Source organism: Luteibacter sp., assembly GCF_051958795.1.
Lineage (GTDB): Bacteria > Pseudomonadota > Gammaproteobacteria > Xanthomonadales > Rhodanobacteraceae > Luteibacter.
Genome location: NZ_JBQCFT010000008.1, coordinates 1 through 18,681, shown reverse-complemented (window position 1 = coordinate 18,681; position 18,681 = coordinate 1). Strand labels below are relative to the sequence as shown.

General features: G+C 61.9%; 17 protein-coding genes. 4 read left to right on the top strand and 13 right to left on the bottom strand.

The features are described 5' to 3' along the window. From ACTHLF_RS00660 to ACTHLF_RS00630, 7 genes are all read right to left on the bottom strand, one after another. Positions 1-200: NAD-dependent epimerase/dehydratase family protein (locus ACTHLF_RS00660; protein WP_440323934.1), on the bottom strand; the 200-nt coding region annotated here is incomplete at its 3' end. Beyond that, positions 197-967: a glucose-1-phosphate cytidylyltransferase gene (rfbF, locus tag ACTHLF_RS00655; RefSeq protein WP_440323932.1), complete on the bottom strand. Its 771-nt coding sequence runs from the start codon at positions 965-967 to the stop codon at positions 197-199. The genes ACTHLF_RS00660 and rfbF, both read right to left, overlap by 4 nt. A gap of 61 nt (positions 968-1,028) precedes the next feature. Continuing rightward, a complete protein-coding gene (locus ACTHLF_RS00650; RefSeq protein ID WP_440323931.1) occupies positions 1,029-2,987 on the bottom strand; it encodes a hypothetical protein in 1,959 nt (652 codons plus the stop codon). After that, complete coding sequence (locus tag ACTHLF_RS00645; RefSeq protein WP_440323930.1) at positions 2,974-4,950, bottom strand: tetratricopeptide repeat protein; 1,977 nt, start codon at positions 4,948-4,950, stop codon at positions 2,974-2,976. Before ACTHLF_RS00645 ends, ACTHLF_RS00650 begins: the two co-directional genes overlap by 14 nt. A gap of 73 nt (positions 4,951-5,023) precedes the next feature. After that, positions 5,024-5,485, bottom strand: a complete 462-nt coding sequence (locus tag ACTHLF_RS00640) for a pilin (protein WP_440323928.1) — start codon at positions 5,483-5,485, stop codon at positions 5,024-5,026. 308 nt (positions 5,486-5,793) lie between these two features. After that, a complete protein-coding gene (locus ACTHLF_RS00635) occupies positions 5,794-6,237 on the bottom strand; it encodes a pilin (RefSeq protein WP_440323926.1) in 444 nt (147 codons plus the stop codon). Positions 6,238-6,334: 97 nt separating this feature from the next. Next, positions 6,335-7,666 (bottom strand): hypothetical protein, encoded by a 1,332-nt coding sequence (locus ACTHLF_RS00630; RefSeq protein ID WP_440323924.1) that lies wholly within the window; start codon positions 7,664-7,666, stop codon positions 6,335-6,337. A gap of 111 nt (positions 7,667-7,777) precedes the next feature. Here ACTHLF_RS00630 and ACTHLF_RS00625 point away from each other — a divergent pair, with 111 nt between their 5' ends. After that, a complete protein-coding gene (locus tag ACTHLF_RS00625) occupies positions 7,778-9,874 on the top strand; it encodes a dipeptidyl-peptidase 5 (protein ID WP_440323922.1) in 2,097 nt (698 codons plus the stop codon). Positions 9,875-10,068: 194 nt separating this feature from the next. Here ACTHLF_RS00625 and ACTHLF_RS00620 read toward each other — a convergent pair whose 3' ends face one another. Further along, on the bottom strand, positions 10,069-11,958 hold the full coding sequence (locus tag ACTHLF_RS00620; protein WP_440323921.1) for an acyltransferase family protein: 1,890 nt from the start codon (positions 11,956-11,958) through the stop codon (positions 10,069-10,071). A gap of 430 nt (positions 11,959-12,388) precedes the next feature. On the opposite strand from ACTHLF_RS00620, the gene ACTHLF_RS00615 reads away from it, so the two are divergent. The 3 genes from ACTHLF_RS00615 to ACTHLF_RS00605 are packed head-to-tail and all read left to right on the top strand — an operon-like array spanning position 12,389 to position 13,760. Then, positions 12,389-12,667 (top strand): hypothetical protein, encoded by a 279-nt coding sequence (locus ACTHLF_RS00615; protein WP_440323920.1) that lies wholly within the window; start codon positions 12,389-12,391, stop codon positions 12,665-12,667. Then, positions 12,664-13,221 (top strand): hypothetical protein, encoded by a 558-nt coding sequence (locus ACTHLF_RS00610; RefSeq protein WP_440323918.1) that lies wholly within the window; start codon positions 12,664-12,666, stop codon positions 13,219-13,221. Before ACTHLF_RS00615 ends, ACTHLF_RS00610 begins: the two co-directional genes overlap by 4 nt. Beyond that, positions 13,218-13,760: a hypothetical protein gene (locus ACTHLF_RS00605; protein WP_440323916.1), complete on the top strand. Its 543-nt coding sequence runs from the start codon at positions 13,218-13,220 to the stop codon at positions 13,758-13,760. The genes ACTHLF_RS00610 and ACTHLF_RS00605 overlap by 4 nt, the downstream gene beginning before the upstream one ends. Positions 13,761-13,815: 55 nt before the next feature. Here the strand turns inward: ACTHLF_RS00605 and ACTHLF_RS00600 are convergent, their stop codons facing one another. The 5 genes from ACTHLF_RS00600 to ACTHLF_RS00580 all read right to left on the bottom strand — a co-directional run bounded on the left by ACTHLF_RS00600 (position 13,816) and on the right by ACTHLF_RS00580 (position 18,559). Beyond that, the gene (locus tag ACTHLF_RS00600) at positions 13,816-14,652 is read right to left on the bottom strand and encodes a helix-turn-helix transcriptional regulator (RefSeq protein ID WP_440323915.1); all 837 of its coding nucleotides are present in this window, start codon (positions 14,650-14,652) and stop codon (positions 13,816-13,818) included. Positions 14,653-14,979: 327 nt separating this feature from the next. Then, positions 14,980-15,258 carry an EF-hand domain-containing protein gene (locus tag ACTHLF_RS00595; RefSeq protein WP_440323913.1) on the bottom strand — a complete coding sequence of 93 codons (279 nt, stop codon included), beginning with the start codon at positions 15,256-15,258 and terminating at the stop codon, positions 14,980-14,982. A gap of 54 nt (positions 15,259-15,312) precedes the next feature. Next, positions 15,313-15,861, bottom strand: coding sequence for an SCO family protein (locus tag ACTHLF_RS00590; RefSeq protein WP_440323911.1), 549 nt, complete (start codon positions 15,859-15,861; stop codon positions 15,313-15,315). Further along, positions 15,861-16,979, bottom strand: coding sequence for a hypothetical protein (locus ACTHLF_RS00585; RefSeq protein WP_440323909.1), 1,119 nt, complete (start codon positions 16,977-16,979; stop codon positions 15,861-15,863). Before ACTHLF_RS00585 ends, ACTHLF_RS00590 begins: the two co-directional genes overlap by 1 nt. A 71-nt stretch (positions 16,980-17,050) precedes the next feature. Next, the gene (locus ACTHLF_RS00580; protein ID WP_440323907.1) at positions 17,051-18,559 is read right to left on the bottom strand and encodes a multicopper oxidase family protein; all 1,509 of its coding nucleotides are present in this window, start codon (positions 18,557-18,559) and stop codon (positions 17,051-17,053) included. Positions 18,560-18,681: the final 122 nt, after the last annotated feature.

Here is an 18,681-nt window from a genome sequence, read left to right as displayed (position 1 = left end):
CGAATATCGGCACGTATGTCTTCCACGTCATTCAGGCCCAGAAGTTCCCAGTGCGAGGGCGATGTGCTTGGCGCAAGGGCGACGCCACGCACTGTCGCACCAAGCTCGCGCAGCCAGTAGGCGAGCCATGATCCCTTGAAGCCGGTGTGTCCAGTGACGAGGACGCGACGACCAGCATATATGCCGCCGAATGACTTCATTCCCACACCTTCCACGGTGCGCAGCCGGACGCCCAAAGTTCTTCCAGGCGCGTCTTGTCGCGAAGTGTGTCCATGGGCTGCCAGAACCCATCGTGCCGCCACGCAGCGAGTTCGCCCGCTTCAGCCAGCGCCTCGAGCGGTTCTTTCTCCCAAATAGTTCCGTCGCCGTCTATCAGGTCGAGAACAGAGCGCTCAAGGACGAAAAATCCACCATTGATCCACGTGCCGTCTCCGGCCGGCTTCTCCCTGAATCGAACGATCTTGTGGCCATCAAAGTCCACTGCGCCAAAGCGACCGGGAGGCTGCACCGCACAGATCGTTGCTTTGGTCCCGCGCTCTCGATGAAATGCAATGCTCGCGGCGACGTTCACGTCGGACAGCCCATCGCCATAGGTGAAGCAGAACGTGTCGTCACCTAGGTAAGGCGCGACGCGCCGCAGGCGGCCGCCCGTCTGGGTATTTTCGCCGGTATCAACGAGGGTGATACGCCATGGCTCGGCGTGGCGCTGGTGCACCTCTATACCATTCTTGACTAGATCAATCGTGACATCGGACATGTGCAGGAAGTAGTTGGCGAAGTACTCCTTGATCATGTAACCCTTGTAGCCAAGGCAAATCACGAAATCGTTAATGCCATGGTGGGAGTAGATCTTCAGAATGTGCCACAGGACCGGACGGCCACCCAGCTCGATCATGGGTTTGGGGCGTATGGTGGTTTCTTCGCTGATGCGGGTGCCGAAGCCTCCCGCCAGAATCACTGCCTTCATGAGCATCCCGAGGTAACCGCGGCTGTTAGCCCATTGTAATACGGAGCTGCGCCCACGCGACTCACGGGCCGCCGGGTCGACGAAGCATTTGGCCTTCCAGGCGCAAAATATCCGCGTCGAATCGCCCACCGACGTTCGCCGCGCGAATAGCCGCCAATTGAGCGCGGGCATCTTGAGTCCTGTCGTCGGCTATGAGTCGGGAGGCCAGGGTGATCCGATAGGCCATCTCGTTGGGGGCCACAGCTACGGCTTGCTCCTGCACTGCAAGGCCCAGCGTTCGGTCACCGAGGTTCGTCCAGGCGAAATCGGCATAGGTAGCCAATAGGCGCGAAGTCGGCATCGGATGCGACATGGCCGCCAGGAACATAGGTACGAGGTCTTCAGCTGGGAAGGCGCAGGACTTAGACGCCTGGCACTTTGCTAGTGCCTCAAGGGAACTCTCATCCTGCACGGTCGGTTTGCGCGATGCGAGCTTTCCTCGCATGCTTTCCCACCAAGCCCTATCGATAGTGCGGCCCATGCGCGCATTGAGGAAGATGAGCGCCTGTTCGGGAAGAACCGACGAACCTGGGATGCGCATTGCACGTTCCAGGGGGCCGTAAGCCAGGCCAACAAGTGGGGAGCTGGGATCGTATCGAGACAAGATGATGTAAGTGCGTCCAAGCTCGTACTGCGCGCGTGGGGAACCTGGGCCTCGCCAGGCGAGTTCCTGGGCCATTGTGAGAGGGTTGTCCCATGCGCGGGCGGTTACGGCAAGCAGGCATCCCCACCATGCGAGGAGTGAGGCCAGCGCAACGTGGCGGGCTAGAGCAAAGTTGGAACCGACGCTGTTGGCGCCCTGGATGCCTGTCTCGGCACGAAGTAAGCACACCGCGACGAGGACTAGCCCGATACTCGCGAAATAGTTGCGATGCTCATAAATGAGCTCCAGGGGAAGCACGGTGGCAGTAAGCGTATGGCACGCCAGGTACCAGGCCAGGCCCAAGCCGATAAGTGGTGCGCGTTTCCGCAGTGCGACTGCAGTCCAAGCAATGGCCACGAGGACGAGGATGCAAAGGATTGTCGTCCACGGCGTGAGCGGTCCAGTCGAGGCTCGAAAGTCGTCGTGATAGAACGAGAGATCCGAAGGGAAGGGCACTAACGTCCAGGCTACGTAGTCAACGACGATCCGACTTTCGCTCCAAAGCCGCGTGCTCAGCGTGTAATCGCGCCCGGCCCAAGATGCCGGGTTCAGGAACTTCGGAATCAGCCATACAGCACCGACGATGAACGGCACCACGAGGAACACCAGGTAAAAAATGAAAATACGACGGTCGAGAGTGGGGGCGGCGTCGATGGTGCGGACCGAGCGGCCATGAAACAAAAATACTTCAAGCATCAAGGCGTACAGGGGGAGCAGCACGGCCGTTTCTTTGGCAAGCACACCGAGCACCGCGCCCAGGAGCACGCTGCCTATTGCCAAGACGAGCCCTTTCCGCCCAGCAAGCATGCGCCGCCGCCCGCTGACGTAGCCTAGAAGGCCCGCGAGTACAAACAGGTTGGCCATGCTCTCCATTCGCTGGACGACGTACAGCACAGCGGTCAGGTTGATGGGTAGCAGCAGCCAGCCTGCGGTAATCAGGAGCGCCGTGATTCCATCGTTCGGTCGGCGGCTACCGTGCACCCATGCGAAGAGGCTGGTGAGTAACGCAAAGAGAAGGACCCCGTTGGCCACGTGCAGCACGACGTTTGTAACCTTCATCGCGACTGGATCAAGGCCGTCACTCGCAATGATATTGAGTGCAAAGCTCAATGAGGCCAATGGGCGCTTGAACTCACTGGCCGGTGAAGACAAGGCCGCGTTAAGCAAGCTCGCCAGGGAAACCTGGGTAGGCTGGACATCGTTGTTGTCCACGATGTTCGGAAAGTCATCGAACAGAAATCCGCCATGCAGGCCCTGCGCGTACACTGCGATCGTGACCGCGGCGGTCAAAAAGCATGCGAGCGATAAAACGAGGAAGGGTGACTTAATTCGCAGCATTGCGTGCCTTGGTTGAAGCATCTGTCAGGGCCGTCCGGAGGTTCGTTAACTCTGTAGGCCAGTAGTCTTGCGCTCGGAGCAGGCGGGCGTGCACCCATGGCATCCCTGACGTCCACGACGGCGTAGGCGCCGTCTGCATCGATTCATACGCATCTAGGTGTCTGACGCCATGTGCAGGCCAGCCCTGGGCGCCTAACTCGGCGGCCTGTGCCAAGGCCGCTTGCGGCGTTGGTGCTTGCGCAAGCGCAGTATTGAACCACGTCAGCGCTGCGTCGGGCCGCTTCTGGGCGAGGGCGATCTCCCCTCGCAAATGAAAAATGTCCTGGCGGCGACCCGGAACACTGGCGATAGCCGGATTGGAGATCGCGGTATCAAGGAGCGATGAAATGAAGGGTAGGTCAAGGCCCGGGCATTGCTGGGCCGCGACCGCCTCAAGAGTCGCATCGACCCATTGAAGCAAGAGTGCGCCCGGGTCTTTTCGGCTCGTGCGAACGGCGGTGAGTGCGGCTTCGCGGTCGATGGCTGATACATGGCCAGAGCGGCAAGCAGCATTCACTACGTTAAAGGCTACTTGAGGCTCGTCCGGAAAGCGCTTCCTGGCGATGGCAAGGCGACGCACGGCCTGGTCATTTCGGCCGTACGCGGATTCGACCTGCGCGGCATAAGCTTGGGCGCGCGGGGAGTCCGGTTGCATCGCGGCCCAAATCTCAGCCTGGCCTTTGGGATCGCTCCACCGGTTGGCCTCGATGCGGGTGAGCACGCTCATGGCGCCGAGCACTACGACGGCCAGCGCGATGCCCACGCTCCTACGTCCTAAGCTGGTCAGTGCCGTTCCGAGTGGTAGGAAAAGGAACATGGCAGGAACATAATTGCGGTGCTCAAAATAAAGCTCGAGGCTGATCGAGCTTGATTCGAGGCAATGTGCAGCGAGGAAAAACAGGATCGCAAGACTGACCGACGGATAGCGGCGGCGCAGCCGCCACGACACCATAGCAAGCGCGATCCAGGCCATCACGGCAGGAATTACGTACCACGGATCGAAAGCGCTGCGGGCGGCTTCGTACTGATCGTGGAACACGCTGCTTGCAACCGGCTTCAGCAGCAAGAGCTGGAATGCATAGTCCCAGAGAATGGCCGGCTCAGTGAGCAGGCGTTGCCCTATCGACCAGCCGCGATACGGCAGGAAGCCTTCGCCAATGGATTTGATGGCCAGGGCGACTAGGGCGATGAGGATGATCGATGCGATGGGTCCGCAAGAAAGCAAAAGAACACGTTTGTAGTGCCGTTGATTATGATTCTCCGAGGGCGGAAGGACAGACTCGGTAACCAGGATTAATAGCGGCAGGAGTACGCCGTTCGCTTTGGAGAGACAGCCAAGGAGCGTGCAGAGGCCTACGCCCGCGACGAGCCATAGCGCACCGCCCGGCGCCCCCTTAAGCATGCGGGCCCTGCCATTAAGCCAGCAAAGCAACCCAAGCAAGATGAAGGTCCCTGCGAGTAGCGCTTCGCGCTGCACGGCGTACAGTACGGTCGACACGAGGAGGGGGTGGATGCCCCATGCAAGGGCGGCGATTGCGGATGCGGTATGGGAGCGCGCCACCGACATGCCAAGGGATAGGCATAGCCGGTAAAGCACTACCGTCAGCATTACAGCATTCAGGGCATGGAGCGCGATGTTGGTCCATTTGAATGCAGCTGGATTCGCGGGCCAGTCGGGAGCGTTGAGCGCGAATGCGAGCATGGCTATCGGGCGTCCCGTGGGGTCCGCCTTGCTCGACGTTATGTACCTGAGGAAATTGTCCGCCTGTTCAAGTGAGCCCTGTGCGGTCAGCGCGGGAAGGTTGGCCCAGTCATCAAACAGAAACGGACCGTGCGCACCGGACGCATAGATCCACATTGCATATGCGCCAATCGCAATGCAGATGAGCGCTAAAGTAACGGTGGGACGCGAGAAAATCGGCAAATGAGCTTCACCCGAGCTAAAAAGAAAGGGACCGGATTCCGGTCCCTTTCTGCTTCTACCATAAACCGGGAAATCAGGTGCCAGTGCGGCAAGCGGTCGGCAGGTACTGGTCGGGCACCGTGGTACCACGGAGCGCGCGGCAGTTCCACGAGATCGCGCCACCCTGATCGAACGGGGAAAGCACGAGCACGGCAGCGGTCGGCGTCGTCAGCTTGGCGTTGGCTTCGTTGCCGAAGGTGGCGCGGATCTTGCCGTTCGCACCACCGGCGACGGTGACGTCGGTAACGTACTTACCCTTGATCGAGCCGGAGTTCGGAAGGCCAACGGACTTGTTGTCCTGCGGCCAGCGACCCGTGTTGTTGTAGAACTCTGCCACGGCCGTCTTGGCGCCGTCAGCGAGGTTCATGCCTTCGGACACCTGGCTGCGGATGATGTAGTTCTGGTACTGCGGGATGGCGATGGCAGCCAGGATCGCGATGATGGCGACCACGATCATCAGTTCGATGAGCGTGAAGCCCTTCTGGACGTTCTTCATGGAAATTCCTCGTTAATGGGTAAAACCAACCGAAAAAAGTGATGCCCCCTGAGCCCTAGCACCTCCCCCTTGCCGAGCAACGGGAAGGAATGCTCCCTCACTTGCTTTGGTCAGGAACGACCAGGAAGCTCGCCGGAAAGCTTGCATCTAGCGTGCCATGCTTTCGCGACCGGCCTATTTCCTCATATTTGCCGGTGCCGGGATTGTGCAGCGGATCACGCTAGCGGATCAACTGGAAAATTTCGCGGATTCAGTGAATTGCGGCAACTTTTTGGGTGACGGGTCACGTCACATTGTGACGCTATTGGTCAGTGCGAGCGACAGGGAGTAGGCAGGTAGCGGTTATCCAGGCTGGATTTACATGTCCACCCGATGCTGCCAGTTGTGTCGTAGGGCGACAGCGAAACGGTACCGGGCTTTAGAACGCTGCTCGCATCGCCGCTGTTGTAGGCAATTTCGATCACGCCCGTATCAAGCAGCGTTACCGACGATACGTATTTGCCCGCGATCGACGTGGGACGCGGTAAACCGGCCGAGCTGTTTGATTTCGGGAACCGGCCAGTGTTGTGCATGAACTCCCATACTGCAGACTTCGCGCCGGCAGCCGTAACCAAGCCTTCGGCGGCTTGTGTGCGAACCACGTAATCCTTGTATTGCGGTACGGCGATAGCCGCCAAAATGGCAATAATCGCGACCACAATCATCAACTCGATGAGTGTGAAACCAGCTGATGACCGGCGGTGGATTGGCATGTCGGACCCCTCAATGGACGCCCCGGTGAAGCACGCTTCGTACCAAAAGGGGGTGCTTGGTGGGTCGGCGGACGCAATTTGGGATGTGAGTCGCCTTCTAGCTGCTTCGTGGCCACTTCAGGCGTAGCAGGGCTAAGGACCCAATTGCAGCAAGGGCGATCTCAGGGCCGCGAAAAGGTACGGCGTACCTTGGCTCAGCCTGCAGTACCGTATAAACGACCGTGATCGCGAGAACGATCGCCGCCATGGCGGATTCGACCGGATCGGCAGGTCGCCGGAGAAGCGATGAAATCGCTCCCAGGGAGGCGAGCAGCATGATGAGGGGGTTGAGCAGGAAGCATCCGTTTTCCAAGAGTCGCCAGATGGGCTGGTTTCGGAACGGTGACTCACGCGTTGGATATACGTAGATATCTCCTTGTCCCACTTGGATATCCCATCCCCAAAGCTCTACGGGCTTTCGGGCGTACCATGTCAGATAGGTCATCGGCTGGGCGCACATCCTCTCGCACATAGTGGCTAGGCCGTGCCACGCGCCTTGGTTGAAGGAGGCGATTTCGTCATCGATTGCCCGAATTGTCTTCAGGCCAGCGTCGTCGCCACGCATGGCGAGTTTGTACGCGGCATGGAATGTCGGCCAGGATCCTTCAACGAGGTTCATTGACGCCCGCTTCGCGGCCGTGGCGTTGAACGGCATTGTCAGGTTGCGTACCCCCCAGGCTGCAGGCAACGCTAATGAGCATATGGCAAGTGCAAGGAGGGCGCGTCGATCGGCAACGCGTTGCCATGCCAGGAGTAACGCGACGATGACGCCGACAGGAGCCAGCACGGCGTTGGTAAGTGCGCCGAGACCTACGATTCCGCCAACTGCGGCATATGCACCCATTCCTCCTCGTTTCCCCGCGTGCCGAGCGGTCAACAGAGCCAGCGCGACGAGGAACGCTACAAGATTCTCCGAGAGTACGTAGCTCGTCATCGCAACGCTATGCGGCCATACGGCCATGAGCGCCGCCGTGAGAGCGAGCGGGATTTTCGGGAGCCGCGGGCGTATTGCGAGTAACAGGACGGAAACGGTGGCACCCCCAAGCACGACCTGCGCCATCAGTACCGCTGCGTACCACGTCTCGAACCGGTCTGTCAGGAGCATCAGTACCGCGAGGAACGCAGGGTAACCAGGGTCGCGGTACGCGCTGGGGTGAAGCGAAGCAGAACCTGCGGGGTCGCTTGCAAATGTTCCGTGGTGGGCTAAGTTCCAGGCGTAACGGTAATAGTCAACCGCATCGGCGCGGACGTTCGGTAGAGCTAGTGGCTGCAGCACCTGAGCATGGGTTACGTAATACCAGCGAATGAGTGCACCAATCAGCCCCCCCGCGAGGGCTACCGCAATGCCGATCCGCCGATCAAGGCGCAGCAAGTGGTCGCTTTTAGGCATGCGTGGTTCCTCCAGCAGGTGCAAGGCAGGGCAGGATACGCGAACGCGATGCTTGAAAGCCGGAGGCCACCCTCGTACCGTGCCCAGCACGAATTACCATCGGGACTCGTTATGAAACCTCTACTCGCCGCGCTAGCGCTAGCGCTGGCCACCAGCCCCGTCCTCGCCGCCGACGCCGACACGACAGTCCCGCACCCCTTCTCCATCCGCGACCTGGTCATGATGGACCGCGTCGGCGACCCACAGCTCTCCCCGGACGGCCGCTACGCACTTTTCTCCGTGCGGGCAACGGATTACGCGGCAAACAAGGGGGTTACCTCGCTCTACGTGATGGACCTCGACAAGCCGCCTCAGCCGGTCAAGGTCGTTGAGAAGGGCTCCTCGGCTCGTTGGGCGCCGGACGGCAAGTCCATCTATTACGTCGCCCCGAAGGATGGCACTGCCCAGGTCTTCCACCGGGCGTTCGACGCCGGGCAGGGCGGCAAGGGCCTCGCCCTGACGGTCAACCCCGGCCAGGCCGTTACCGACGCTCCGCTCGACGTCGGTGCCTACAAGCTCTCCCCGGATGGCTCGAAGCTCCTCCTGAGCTACGAGGTCTTCACCGACTGCGCCGACCTCAGCTGCACCAAGGAGCGCCTCGACGGCCGCGAGAAGGACAAGGCGACCGGTACCGTCTACGACAAGCTGTTAGTCCGCCACTGGGATACATGGGCCGACGGTCGCCGCGCCCAGCTCTACATCGCCGACGCCAACGCGCCCTCGCAGCCCGTGCTCCTGAGCAAGGGCATCGATGGCGACGTGCCGAGCAAGCCGTACGGCAGCGAAGATGAGTTCACCTTCTCGCCCGACGGCAAGACGGTGTACTTCGACGTACGCATTGCCGGCAAGAGCGAACCCTGGTCCACCAATTTCGACATTTACAGTGTCCCGGCGGATGGCTCGGCCAATCCGACCAACCTGACCGCCGACAACCTGGCCTGGGATGCAAACCCGCTGGTGTCGCCGGATGGCAAGACCCTGTACTACACGGCCATGAAGGAGCCGGGTTCCGAGGCTGATCGATTCGGCATCTGGGCGCTCGACCTCGCCAGCGGCAGCAAGCACGAAGTGGATCCCTCGTGGGATCGCTCCGCGGGCACCCTGCAGATCTCCGCCGACGGCAAAACCCTCTACACGACCACCGACGATAACGGCCAGCATCCGCTGTTCGCGATCGATGCGGCGACCGGCAAGGTGACCACGCTGGTTACTGACGGCAGCGTCAGCGCCTTCTCGGTCGGCCAGAAGAAGATCCTGCTTTCGTGCGACGACCTGAAGCGCCCGGCAGACCTGTACACGGCCGATCTCAAGGGCAAGGGCCTGAAGCAGATCACCCACTACAACGCCAAGCGGATGAAAGCCGCTCAGGTCGGTGAACCGGAGTTCTTCACCTTCAAGGGCTGGAGCAACGAAAGCGTCCAGGGCTACGTGGTGAAGCCCGTCGGCTACAAGAAGGGCAAGACCTACCCGGTCGCCTTCATCATCCATGGCGGCCCGCAGGGCGCCATGACCAATAGCTGGAGCTACCGCTGGAACGCCCAGACCTACGCCGGCCAGGGCTTCGCCGTGGTCACGGTCAACGTCCACGGTTCAACCGGCTACGGCCAGGCCTTCACCGAATCCATCTCGGGTGATTGGGGTGGCAAGCCGCTCGAAGACCTGAAGGATGGCTGGAGCGCTGCCCTGCAGAAGTACAGCTTCCTCGATGGCAACCGCGCATGTGCGCTCGGCGCCAGCTACGGCGGCTACATGGTCTACTGGATCGCCGGTAACTGGAGCCAACCTTGGAAGTGCCTCGTCGACCACGATGGCGTCTTCGATGCACGCGCCATGTACTACGACACCGAAGAGCTCTGGTTCGAAGAAAAGGAAAACGGTGGCACGCAGTTCGAGCACCCGGAGAACTACGAGCGCTTCAACCCGATCAACCATGTGAAGGACTGGCGTGTACCGATGCTTGTCATCCACGGCGGCAAGGACTTCCGCATTCCGGAAACCCAGGGCATGGGTGCATTCACTGCACTGCAGCGTCGCGGCATCCCGAGCAAGTTCCTGCACTTCCCGGACGAGAACCACTGGGTGCTGAAGCCGCAGAACAGCGTGCAGTGGCATGAGACGGTGAATGCGTGGCTGAAGGAGTGGACGGCTCCGGATGCAGGCTCAAACTAACGCTGAAAGGTGCGGCGGCCCTCGGGTCGCCGCACTTACGTAAGCAGTGGCTCGTCTAATGGGCGCCCCGAGAATGAGGCAGGCGGTCAGTTAGAAACTCCGCCGGTTACATTTGCTATCCGCCCAAGTGTGGCTAGGCAATCTCTCGCGGCAAAAGGGCGGCCAGTCTCGTGCCCATGGCTTCATTTACGCCCCTAATTGCTCGCGTGGCTCACCACGTAGTAACGGCCGAACGCCGTAGCTGCGGTTGAAGAGATGTGATTGTCATCCCAATACAGCGCCATGCCGTCGCGGGCTCCAGGGCACGTCGACGCGCCACAGAAGAAATCGACCGGCTCGATGTACGTTACGTTCTGAAATCGTGATGCAATCGATGTCAGCAACTCTCGTCGCGTTTTCGAGTGACTGAGAAAGTCGGGGCGGGATAAATCGCAGGCTTGCGGTATGTGTTGCCGCAAGCACTCCGGGACGCTGGCTGGAAGATCGGGCGTGGGCCCGATGATGAGCACACGTCGAACGTGCCCCGCAAGCTGCTCGACGGTCGCCGACAAATCTTCCGCAAAATTACGATCGGCCGGATTGGGCCACCGTGACGAAAGGATAACGATATCCATGGCTTCAACTCGGTGTAGGACGTCGTCATTAAACGCCTTGCACCAAGCTGCCGGCTGGGCATGCTGTCCATTATCGTAGCCGATTGCCGGGGCGCAGCCGTCGCGCGAAAATGCGATAGCAGTCGTGTCCTGGCGCGCCGCGATTACCGTGGCAAACGGTTGAAACGCGAATGCGTGCGAATCTCCCCAAATGGCGACACGCGGCGCCGTGCCATGACCCAGAATGCATGCCTTCTCGTCCGGCATCGCGGGAGGGCGCAGCGAACTGTTGTGGCAAAGCAGTCTGTTCGGCGGTGCGTCATTGGCGGCAATTGCACCCGGATCATCTGCCGGTGGTGATGCCTTCGTCATATCAGCGACTTGCAGCGTCAAAAACGCAGCGGCTCCGCACGCGGCAAGGGTGGCGAAGGCAAGTTTCCCGGGCGACACTACCCGCTGTCGTCGCACAGGCTGCTCAACCCAGCGCCACGTACCTGCGGCAAGAAGGAACGCCGCCAGCGCCAGCGCCGCCCGGGTGGCGGCAGGAATCTCACCGGGTATTAGGACCGCCGCAAGCGCAAGCAGTGGCCAGTGCCATAGGTAGAGTGGGTAAGACACCTGACCGATGACTAGGAGCGGACTGGACGCGAGCAAGCGCCACGGGCCGCCATCCGCCGACGAACCATGCAACAGGAGTGCGGCGCCAACGGTTGCGGGCAGCGCGCCCAGGCCGGGGAAATGGACTGTGGGAGCAGCCATGGCTGCCACTATGAGGCCGAGCCCGACGGTAGCCTCCCATCGCGCAGTCCTTGGTGCCGGCTGAGGCGACCACGCAATAAGCGCGCCTAATGAAAGTTCCCACCAACGCGATGGCATTGCATAAAACGCAGCCTGGCTACCCTGGTAGATAGCCCATTCCGCAAACGCCAGCGAACCCAGTATGCAGAGGGCGAATGCGATCTTACGCGTACCCAGCGGAATTCTTTGAGCAAGTGTGAGTGCGATCGGCCACAGCAGGTAGTACTGCTCCTCGACTCCAAGCGACCATAGGTGCAAGAAGGGCAGGTGGTCTACATTTGGGCCGAAATAGTCACCAGTCGTGTACTGGAAGAAGATATTGGCGCCGAATAGCAAGGCTGCGCTTGCTGAGCGTAGTGCGGCTGATAGCTCGCCGTAGGGTGAGAGGAACAACAGGCAAGCCACGGAAGTTACGACCAGGACGACGCCCAAGGCGGGCATAAGTCGCCGGACGCGCCTGGCATAAAATGCTGCAAGATCGACTCGCCCTGAGCTTGCCAGCTCTGCCTCGAGCAAAGTCGTAATCAGGAAGCCGGAAATGACGAAAAAGACATCGACGCCAACGAATCCGCCTGGAGGACCGAAGCCCGCGTGATACAGGACAACCCCCAAGACGGCAATGGCGCGCATGCCATCAATTCCCGGGCGGTAGGCAAGTCCGTTATACGCTTGTGAGCGTTGATGTGTTGGCATGAGACCTAGCAGGGAACCTGGAAAGGCCGCAACTATAGCCAATCCGGTGTCCTGAGAGTTGGCGGACACGTTCTGGCTGTAATAGCCTCAACTGTGACCTCCCGCTCTGGGTGGGCTCACTGACTGCGTTCGAAACAAAACCTCTGTTGCCAAGCGCTAACCGTGGCTCCCTCGATTTATCGGTAAGAGCATGCGGCTGCGGGCGAGCCAAGCGCGCCGCTGCACTCCGTGCCACCAGTGATCAAGTAGGTCGGCGATCTGGAGTCGGCGCCACTGTAGCTGCTGTGCCTCATCGCCCGGGCTGGCGTCCTCGTCTTTCTCGTGCGGAAGCAATGATTTGTGGTCCGAACCCCGTATTGCGCAGCCCATCGCTATTACTTACGATCCGCCGCGAGGGGCCGAGTTCCCACGGCCATGGAACGGACTCCAGATGCTCGATGATGACGACAATATGTCTCTCCCGTCCCGCTACTACCTTCGGCAGCGGATGAGCGAACTGCCGGCCGCCGAGCTGGTGAACTTGCTATCGTCGGACGATGTGATCGCTCGTACCGTGGCTGGCATGTGCCTGCATCTCGCTGGCGGCACCCGGGAGCCACATGACGCGGATCCGGACGTGCGACGGGGGGCTGAGGAAAGCGTCGCCTATCTGGCACAACATCCGTCTTCTGAATGCCACGAGCGCACGGCCACGCGGCGGACCAAATGAAGCCACTGTCCTCCGACTTCCCACCGGCGCAGTCGCAGCGTGGTCACGCGGTTGAGTTGACTGCCGCGGTTGTCAGTGTGGTGTTGATTCTTTCTGCGGCTGCCGTCGCCTATGCGGCCCACCATTTCTCCGCGGTTGATGGTGTGATGCGTCATGCCGTAGCGGCCGTACCCATCATCCCGGTGCGCCAATGGTCGTTGTACGCGACCTTCACCGACACGGCAGCCGCTTACTACCTCATTGCGTGGCCGCTGACTCCCCTAGCTGCGACCTGGGTTATCGCGCACTTCGGCTTCCCCTTCCGCAACATGTTCGAGGGGCCGTGGTCATGGCGCGACAGACTTATCGGCTTCCTTGCATCAGTCGCGTGCTATGGCCTGGCCTGGCTTGGTCTCGCTTCGTACCACGGCGGTGACCGATGGCGAAGTCATGTCGGAAGTAGCCTGGACACACTGGTGTCGGCGGGTTGGATGCAGTTCGCCGCTTCTGGCGCGCTGCTCGGTTTCGGCGTGTTATCTTCACTGAAGATTGCTTCGCGCGGTCGGATGCCGTGACCTTTGGACGGGTTGGTGAAGATATGACGCGCATAGAGCGACTCGCGTACAGGTGGAGCATCGGTCTCGGCATCGCGTTCGCTACTATCGCCGCCGTGGCGACACGTGCCGCCGCCGACAACGATGCGATAAGGTCAGCGTTGAATGTTTTGGTGGCATCGGCACCCTTCATCCCCGCACGCCACTGGTCACAAGGATCAGACTTCCCTGGCCTAACGGCGATCTATTTTTTCCTGGCGTGGCCGGTCTTTCCGGCCGTGGTCGGCGCGTTAGCAGCCGGCCTCTGGACGCAGGACCCCAACGAGCGCTTTACCTCCGGCTTCGAGCTTAAAGCGGGCTTCAGCGGGCTTCTCATGCTGGCCCTGGGTCCCGGCTCGCTGTGGGCGATGGACGGCGCCGAAATGCTAGGTACCCCCATTGGGGCACACTTGTCCTACCTAGTGCTGTTCGGCTGGGCTCATTTTGCTATCGCCGGGTTTATAACTGGCCTCGGCGTTGTAGCACTGCGTAGGGTATTTGGGCCTACTCGCATCCGTTGATGGCGCGTTATCACCAATCGCGCGCAAGCGCGCTCCCACATACAAGCGGCGAACATCACTCGTGCAGCGACGTCCTCCACGAATGCGGCGTGCTCCCCGCAAACCGCTTGAACACCGTCGTGAAGTGCGCCTGCGTCCGGAACCCCACTTCCATCGCGATATCGATCAGCGAGCGGTTGCCCTCGGCCAACAAACGCTTCGCGCGCTCCACCCGGCACAGCTGCAGGTACTCATGCGGCTTGTGCCCGGTAGCCGCCCGGAACCGCGCCGCGAAATGCATGGGCGATAGCCCGGCGACCCGTGCAATGTCGGCCAGGGTGATGCGTTCCCCCAGGTTGGCATTCACGTAATCGGTCACGCGCACCAAGCGCCAGTTCGGCAGCACACCGCGGGGTTGGCCGGGGTGGGTTCGGGCATGTTCCGCGCCGAGGTGGCGCAGTCGTACGACGATGGGTTTACCGAGGGATTCCGCGCATCGCGACATGCAGCCGATGTCGTGGGCGGCGAGCAGGGCGCGGGCGAGCTTGTCGATGGCCTCGTCGCGGTAGATGCCGGCCTGCAACGGCAGGGCCGCGATCTCCCGGGCCAGTTCGGCACCTTCCACGAACGCGCTTTCCATATGCAGGTGCAGCGTGTCGACGGGCTCGAAGAATTCGGCCGCGACTTCCTGCCGGGGCGAGGTCACCACGGTCGTCCCCACGGGAATGGCGCCGGCGTGCCATGGCTTGCCGTCCACCTGGAGGATGCCGCGGGTAGCGCGAAGGAAGATGGCGACGACGTGCGTCCCCGGTGGCGTGACCGCGCGTAATCCTTCAACGGGTGGCGAAGTCCAGCGCGAGGCGACGACGGGATCATCCCCGTCATCGGCGAGGCGCGGCACGCGCCAGGCCATTTCCCGGTGAACCACGGGAAAGGGTGTTACCGATTCTGTGTCATCCGTGAAACATGCTTCCAGGACTTCAGCACATGCTTCTGCACGACGAATCGCCACGGCCGCTCTCCTTATGGCAGGACCGTTGACCCCCTGAATTCGTATGCCGGCTGTCGCGCATCCTGGCGACGAAGTGACCGACTACTGATGGTCAAAATATTAGCCACGGATTTGCCATATTCGCAAGAAGCTGTGACACCGAAGTGGTGAAGACGCGTGGGCCGGGCGAGGGCGGCCGGCCGGGCACGTCGCCTCCCGGCCTGGCCGCCCACCCCGCACCGGGTGCCGTCAGTGGCTCATCGACGCGTAGTCGTCGTATTCCTTCTGGTTGAGCTTGCCATCGTGGTCGAGGTCGGCGTCATCCCAATGCATCTTCAGCCCCTCGAGCCGCGGGTATTTCTTTTCGAGGGCGGGGGTGATCGCGTCGCGGTCGATCATCTTTTGGCCTTTCGAGATCGAGGCGAAGGAGGGGTAGTCCTTGCTTCCATCGGCCATGGCGGCCATGGAGAACGAGGCGGCGCCTGCAAGCGCGAGGGCGAGGAGCGTGTAGCGGGCCGAGATGAACATAAGGATCTCTCCTGGTGCGTGGGTGAGCCGCTGGCGGTGCCAGCGGGGTTGGCGCTATCGGTGCGCCGCAAGCGTCGCCGCCACGCGAGCGGCGACATCCTGTTCGGGAAGCTTCCGGCCGTAGTGGTCGAGCAGGCGGCCATCCGGCCCCACCAGGTAGAGCACGGTGGAGTGGTCCATGAGGTAGGTGCCATTGGCCGGCACCTTGTTGAAATAGACGTGGTAGGCATCGGTGACCCGCTGGATCTGCGCGTCCGAGCCGGTGAGGCCGATCACGTCAGGGCCAAACGCGCGGACATAGGCCTTCATGCGCGCGGCCGTATCCCGTGCCGGGTCCACGGTCACGAATACGGGCGTCACGGTGATGCCGGTGCTCTCGCGCACGTTGCGCGACACCTGGACGATCTTCGCCAGGTCCACCGGGCAGACATCGGGGCATGAGGTATAGCCGAAATACATCAGCAACGGCTTGCCACGGTAGGTCGCGTCGGTGACCGCATGCCCGTCCTGGTCCACCAGTTGGAACGGGCCGCCGACATCGGCGCTGTTCGCGAGGGCTGGCGCGGCGATGAGCAGGGTGAGGAGGATCAGCGCGCGGATCATCAGAAGGCGCCATTCAACACGAGCTGCATGCCGACCAGGTTGGAGGTCTGCCCGCCCTGGCGTGAACGCCCGCCCGACAGGCCGACATCGATCAGCCCGGTGAGGTGATAGACCACGCTGGCTTCAGTGAGATATTCCGTAGAGCTCCCGCTTCCTGCCGGGGAAATGTGCCGGTTGGTGTGGGTCAGGCCCCAGGCGAGCCGGCCGGTATCGAGGGTTAGCGAGGTGGTGAGATAGGAGGTGTTGTAGCCCGGGACACCGTTCTCGTTGTGCGTGCGCACGTACTCGACGAAGGGCACCAGGTCGACATACCGCGCCGCCAGGGTCGGCGACAGCAAGGTCGTCGGCGCGAATGGAATGAGGTACCGCACCGAGGCGGTACGCGATTGCTCGTTGGCGGCGGTGGGGTTCGCCGCGTTGGTGTCGCCCTTGTGGTTGGCCATGTAGCCGAGCTGCACCTCGAGATACGGCAAGGCGGCGGGCGCCCGCCAGTTCAGTACGGCGGCCACGTTGTTGGGCTTACCGGTATTCGTCGCACCGCCGTCGGAGCGCCGCGCCTGGCTCGAGGGGCGGAAATACGCGCGGCTCAGCACCGAGGTGTCGGCGGCATAGACGCTCAGGCTCGGCGCCAGGGTGCCGAGGGTATACGAGGAGAAACGCCGCTCATACGTGCCGCCGATCATGCCGCCCAGCGCATAGGGCGCCACGAAATCCCCGGTGTAGAGGCCGGGCGCCGCGCTCTGCGCGCGGCCGAACGGAACGTCGAACTTGCCCAACCGCCATGTGTCTTCCTCGCCCTGGTGGTACCAGTGGAGGTCGGCCACGTTGAGGCCGGTGCCGCCGAGCCAGCGCCGCTCGCCGGGGCGCGTGGTCGTGACCGGGCTGATTTCCGTGCTCAACCAGATCTCGTTGTTCGGGTTGAAGCGAAAATGCATGTCGTTGGTGATATCGAAGTAGCCGTTCGTCGTGACCTTGTTGCCCTGGTCCGAAGCGCGAAGGCCGCTGAAGTCGTACTGGATCGCGGTGCCGAAATCGATGCCGTAGCCGGGGTAGCGGCCGGTGGAGGCCTGGGCGGTGATGCATGTGCATAGGGCTACGCAAGCACCCATCGCGCGCAAGCGCGCTCCCACAAAAGCATCGTCGCCCCGGTGGGAGCGCGCTCGCGCGCGATGGGTGCTCGCGACATGTTTCAAGGCGCACCCCCAAGCGGCCGCGCATCCTTGGGAGCCGTCTTGTCGATCGCCTCGCGCCCCGTATTCCGCAGATACACGCAAGTCTGGTTATCGCCATAGATCCCGCCCAGCGGTTCCAGCTTCACGGCCTGCGCGTAATCCTCCGGCTTCACGACCTGGATGATCTGCATCATGCCGCCGTCTTCGTGTTCCATGATGTGGCAGTGGTAGACGAACTTGCCGAGGATGACCGGATCGGTGAACGGCACGCGCAGCGTGATCGAGCCTAGCGCGGGGATGAACACGTTATCGCGGTAACCAATGAAGTCGACGGGCTTGCCGTTGATTTTGGTGACCTGGAAATCGAGCTGGTGGATGTGGAACTGGTGCAGTTCCTGGCTCGGGGTGAACAGCGTCCATTCTTCGATGTCGCCAAGCTTCACCGTGGTATCGACCCGGCTCGAATCGAAGCGGCGGCCGTTGATAAAGAATGCGTTGCCATCGTCCTCCGCATCCTGGAAGACGAAGCGCCGGTTCACCGCGATGGGTGCCTGGCGCAGGTCGCGCGCCTGCGGGTAGGGGCTGGTGATGCGTACCGTTGGCACCGTCTCGCCTGCCGACACCAGCGTGCCGAGGTCGGCGGCGGCGTAGGTATCGCCCGCCGGCCCGGTGTTTGCGGAGCTCATCGTCAGCGGATAACGGCCAGGCGCCGGCCCCGTGACCAGCACGCTGATGCGTGCCGAAGGGCCCAGCAGCATTTCATCGATATCGACGTCCTTCACTACCGTATCCGCATCCTGCGAGAGCAACTGCACGTGCAAGCCCGCGAGGTGCATGCGGAAGTACTGGTTGGCGTCGACGTTGAAGATATGCCAGAGCTGCGTTTCGCCCGGCTTGATCGAGATATCCGGTTGCAGCTGGCCGTTGATGGTGCGGATAGATGGCCAGCCCGTAACGATTTCACTGGCCAGACGACCGGTCAGCGTGCGCTGGAAGTTGCGCAGGACAAGGATGCGTTCGCGTACGTCGCGCAGTTCCGGGAACTGGTCCTTGAGGCCATCGACGAGGATCGGCCCGGAAAGTCCGCCGGAGACCTGGCGCTCCGCGCCGCGGTGGAAATGGCTGTGATACCAGTACGGCCCGGGCGAATGATCGTCGGGCAAGCGAAGGACGTACTCGCCCTTGGTGTGCGGCGCGGTATCGCGGAAGATGCTGTCGCCCTCGTCCAGCGGCGATACCTGCATGCCATGGAAATGCAGGTTGGTGAGCTCATCCATCTGGTTATCCAGTGTCAGCCGGATCGTGCCGCCGGGGCGGGTGCGGATGAGCGGGGCATCGTAGCTGCCGTTGAACACCAGCGAGGTGTACGGCCGGTCGCCGACCATGATCGCGGTTTGGGCCGCGGTGAGCGTCACCGTGGTGACGCCATCGGCCCCATAGGTGAATTGCTTCGGCTCACGCAGTTCCTCGCCCGAGGGTGCGGCGTGCGAGACGCCCGCGAGCAACAGGGCGAACAGGAGCGCCACCGCTCTTGTGGGAGCGGGGGGGGGGGGGGGGGGGGGGTTGGCCAGCGACAAAACCCGCCACCCCCCGCCCCCCCACCCGGGGGGGAGGTGGGGGGCCCCCCCCCCCCAACCAACCCCACACC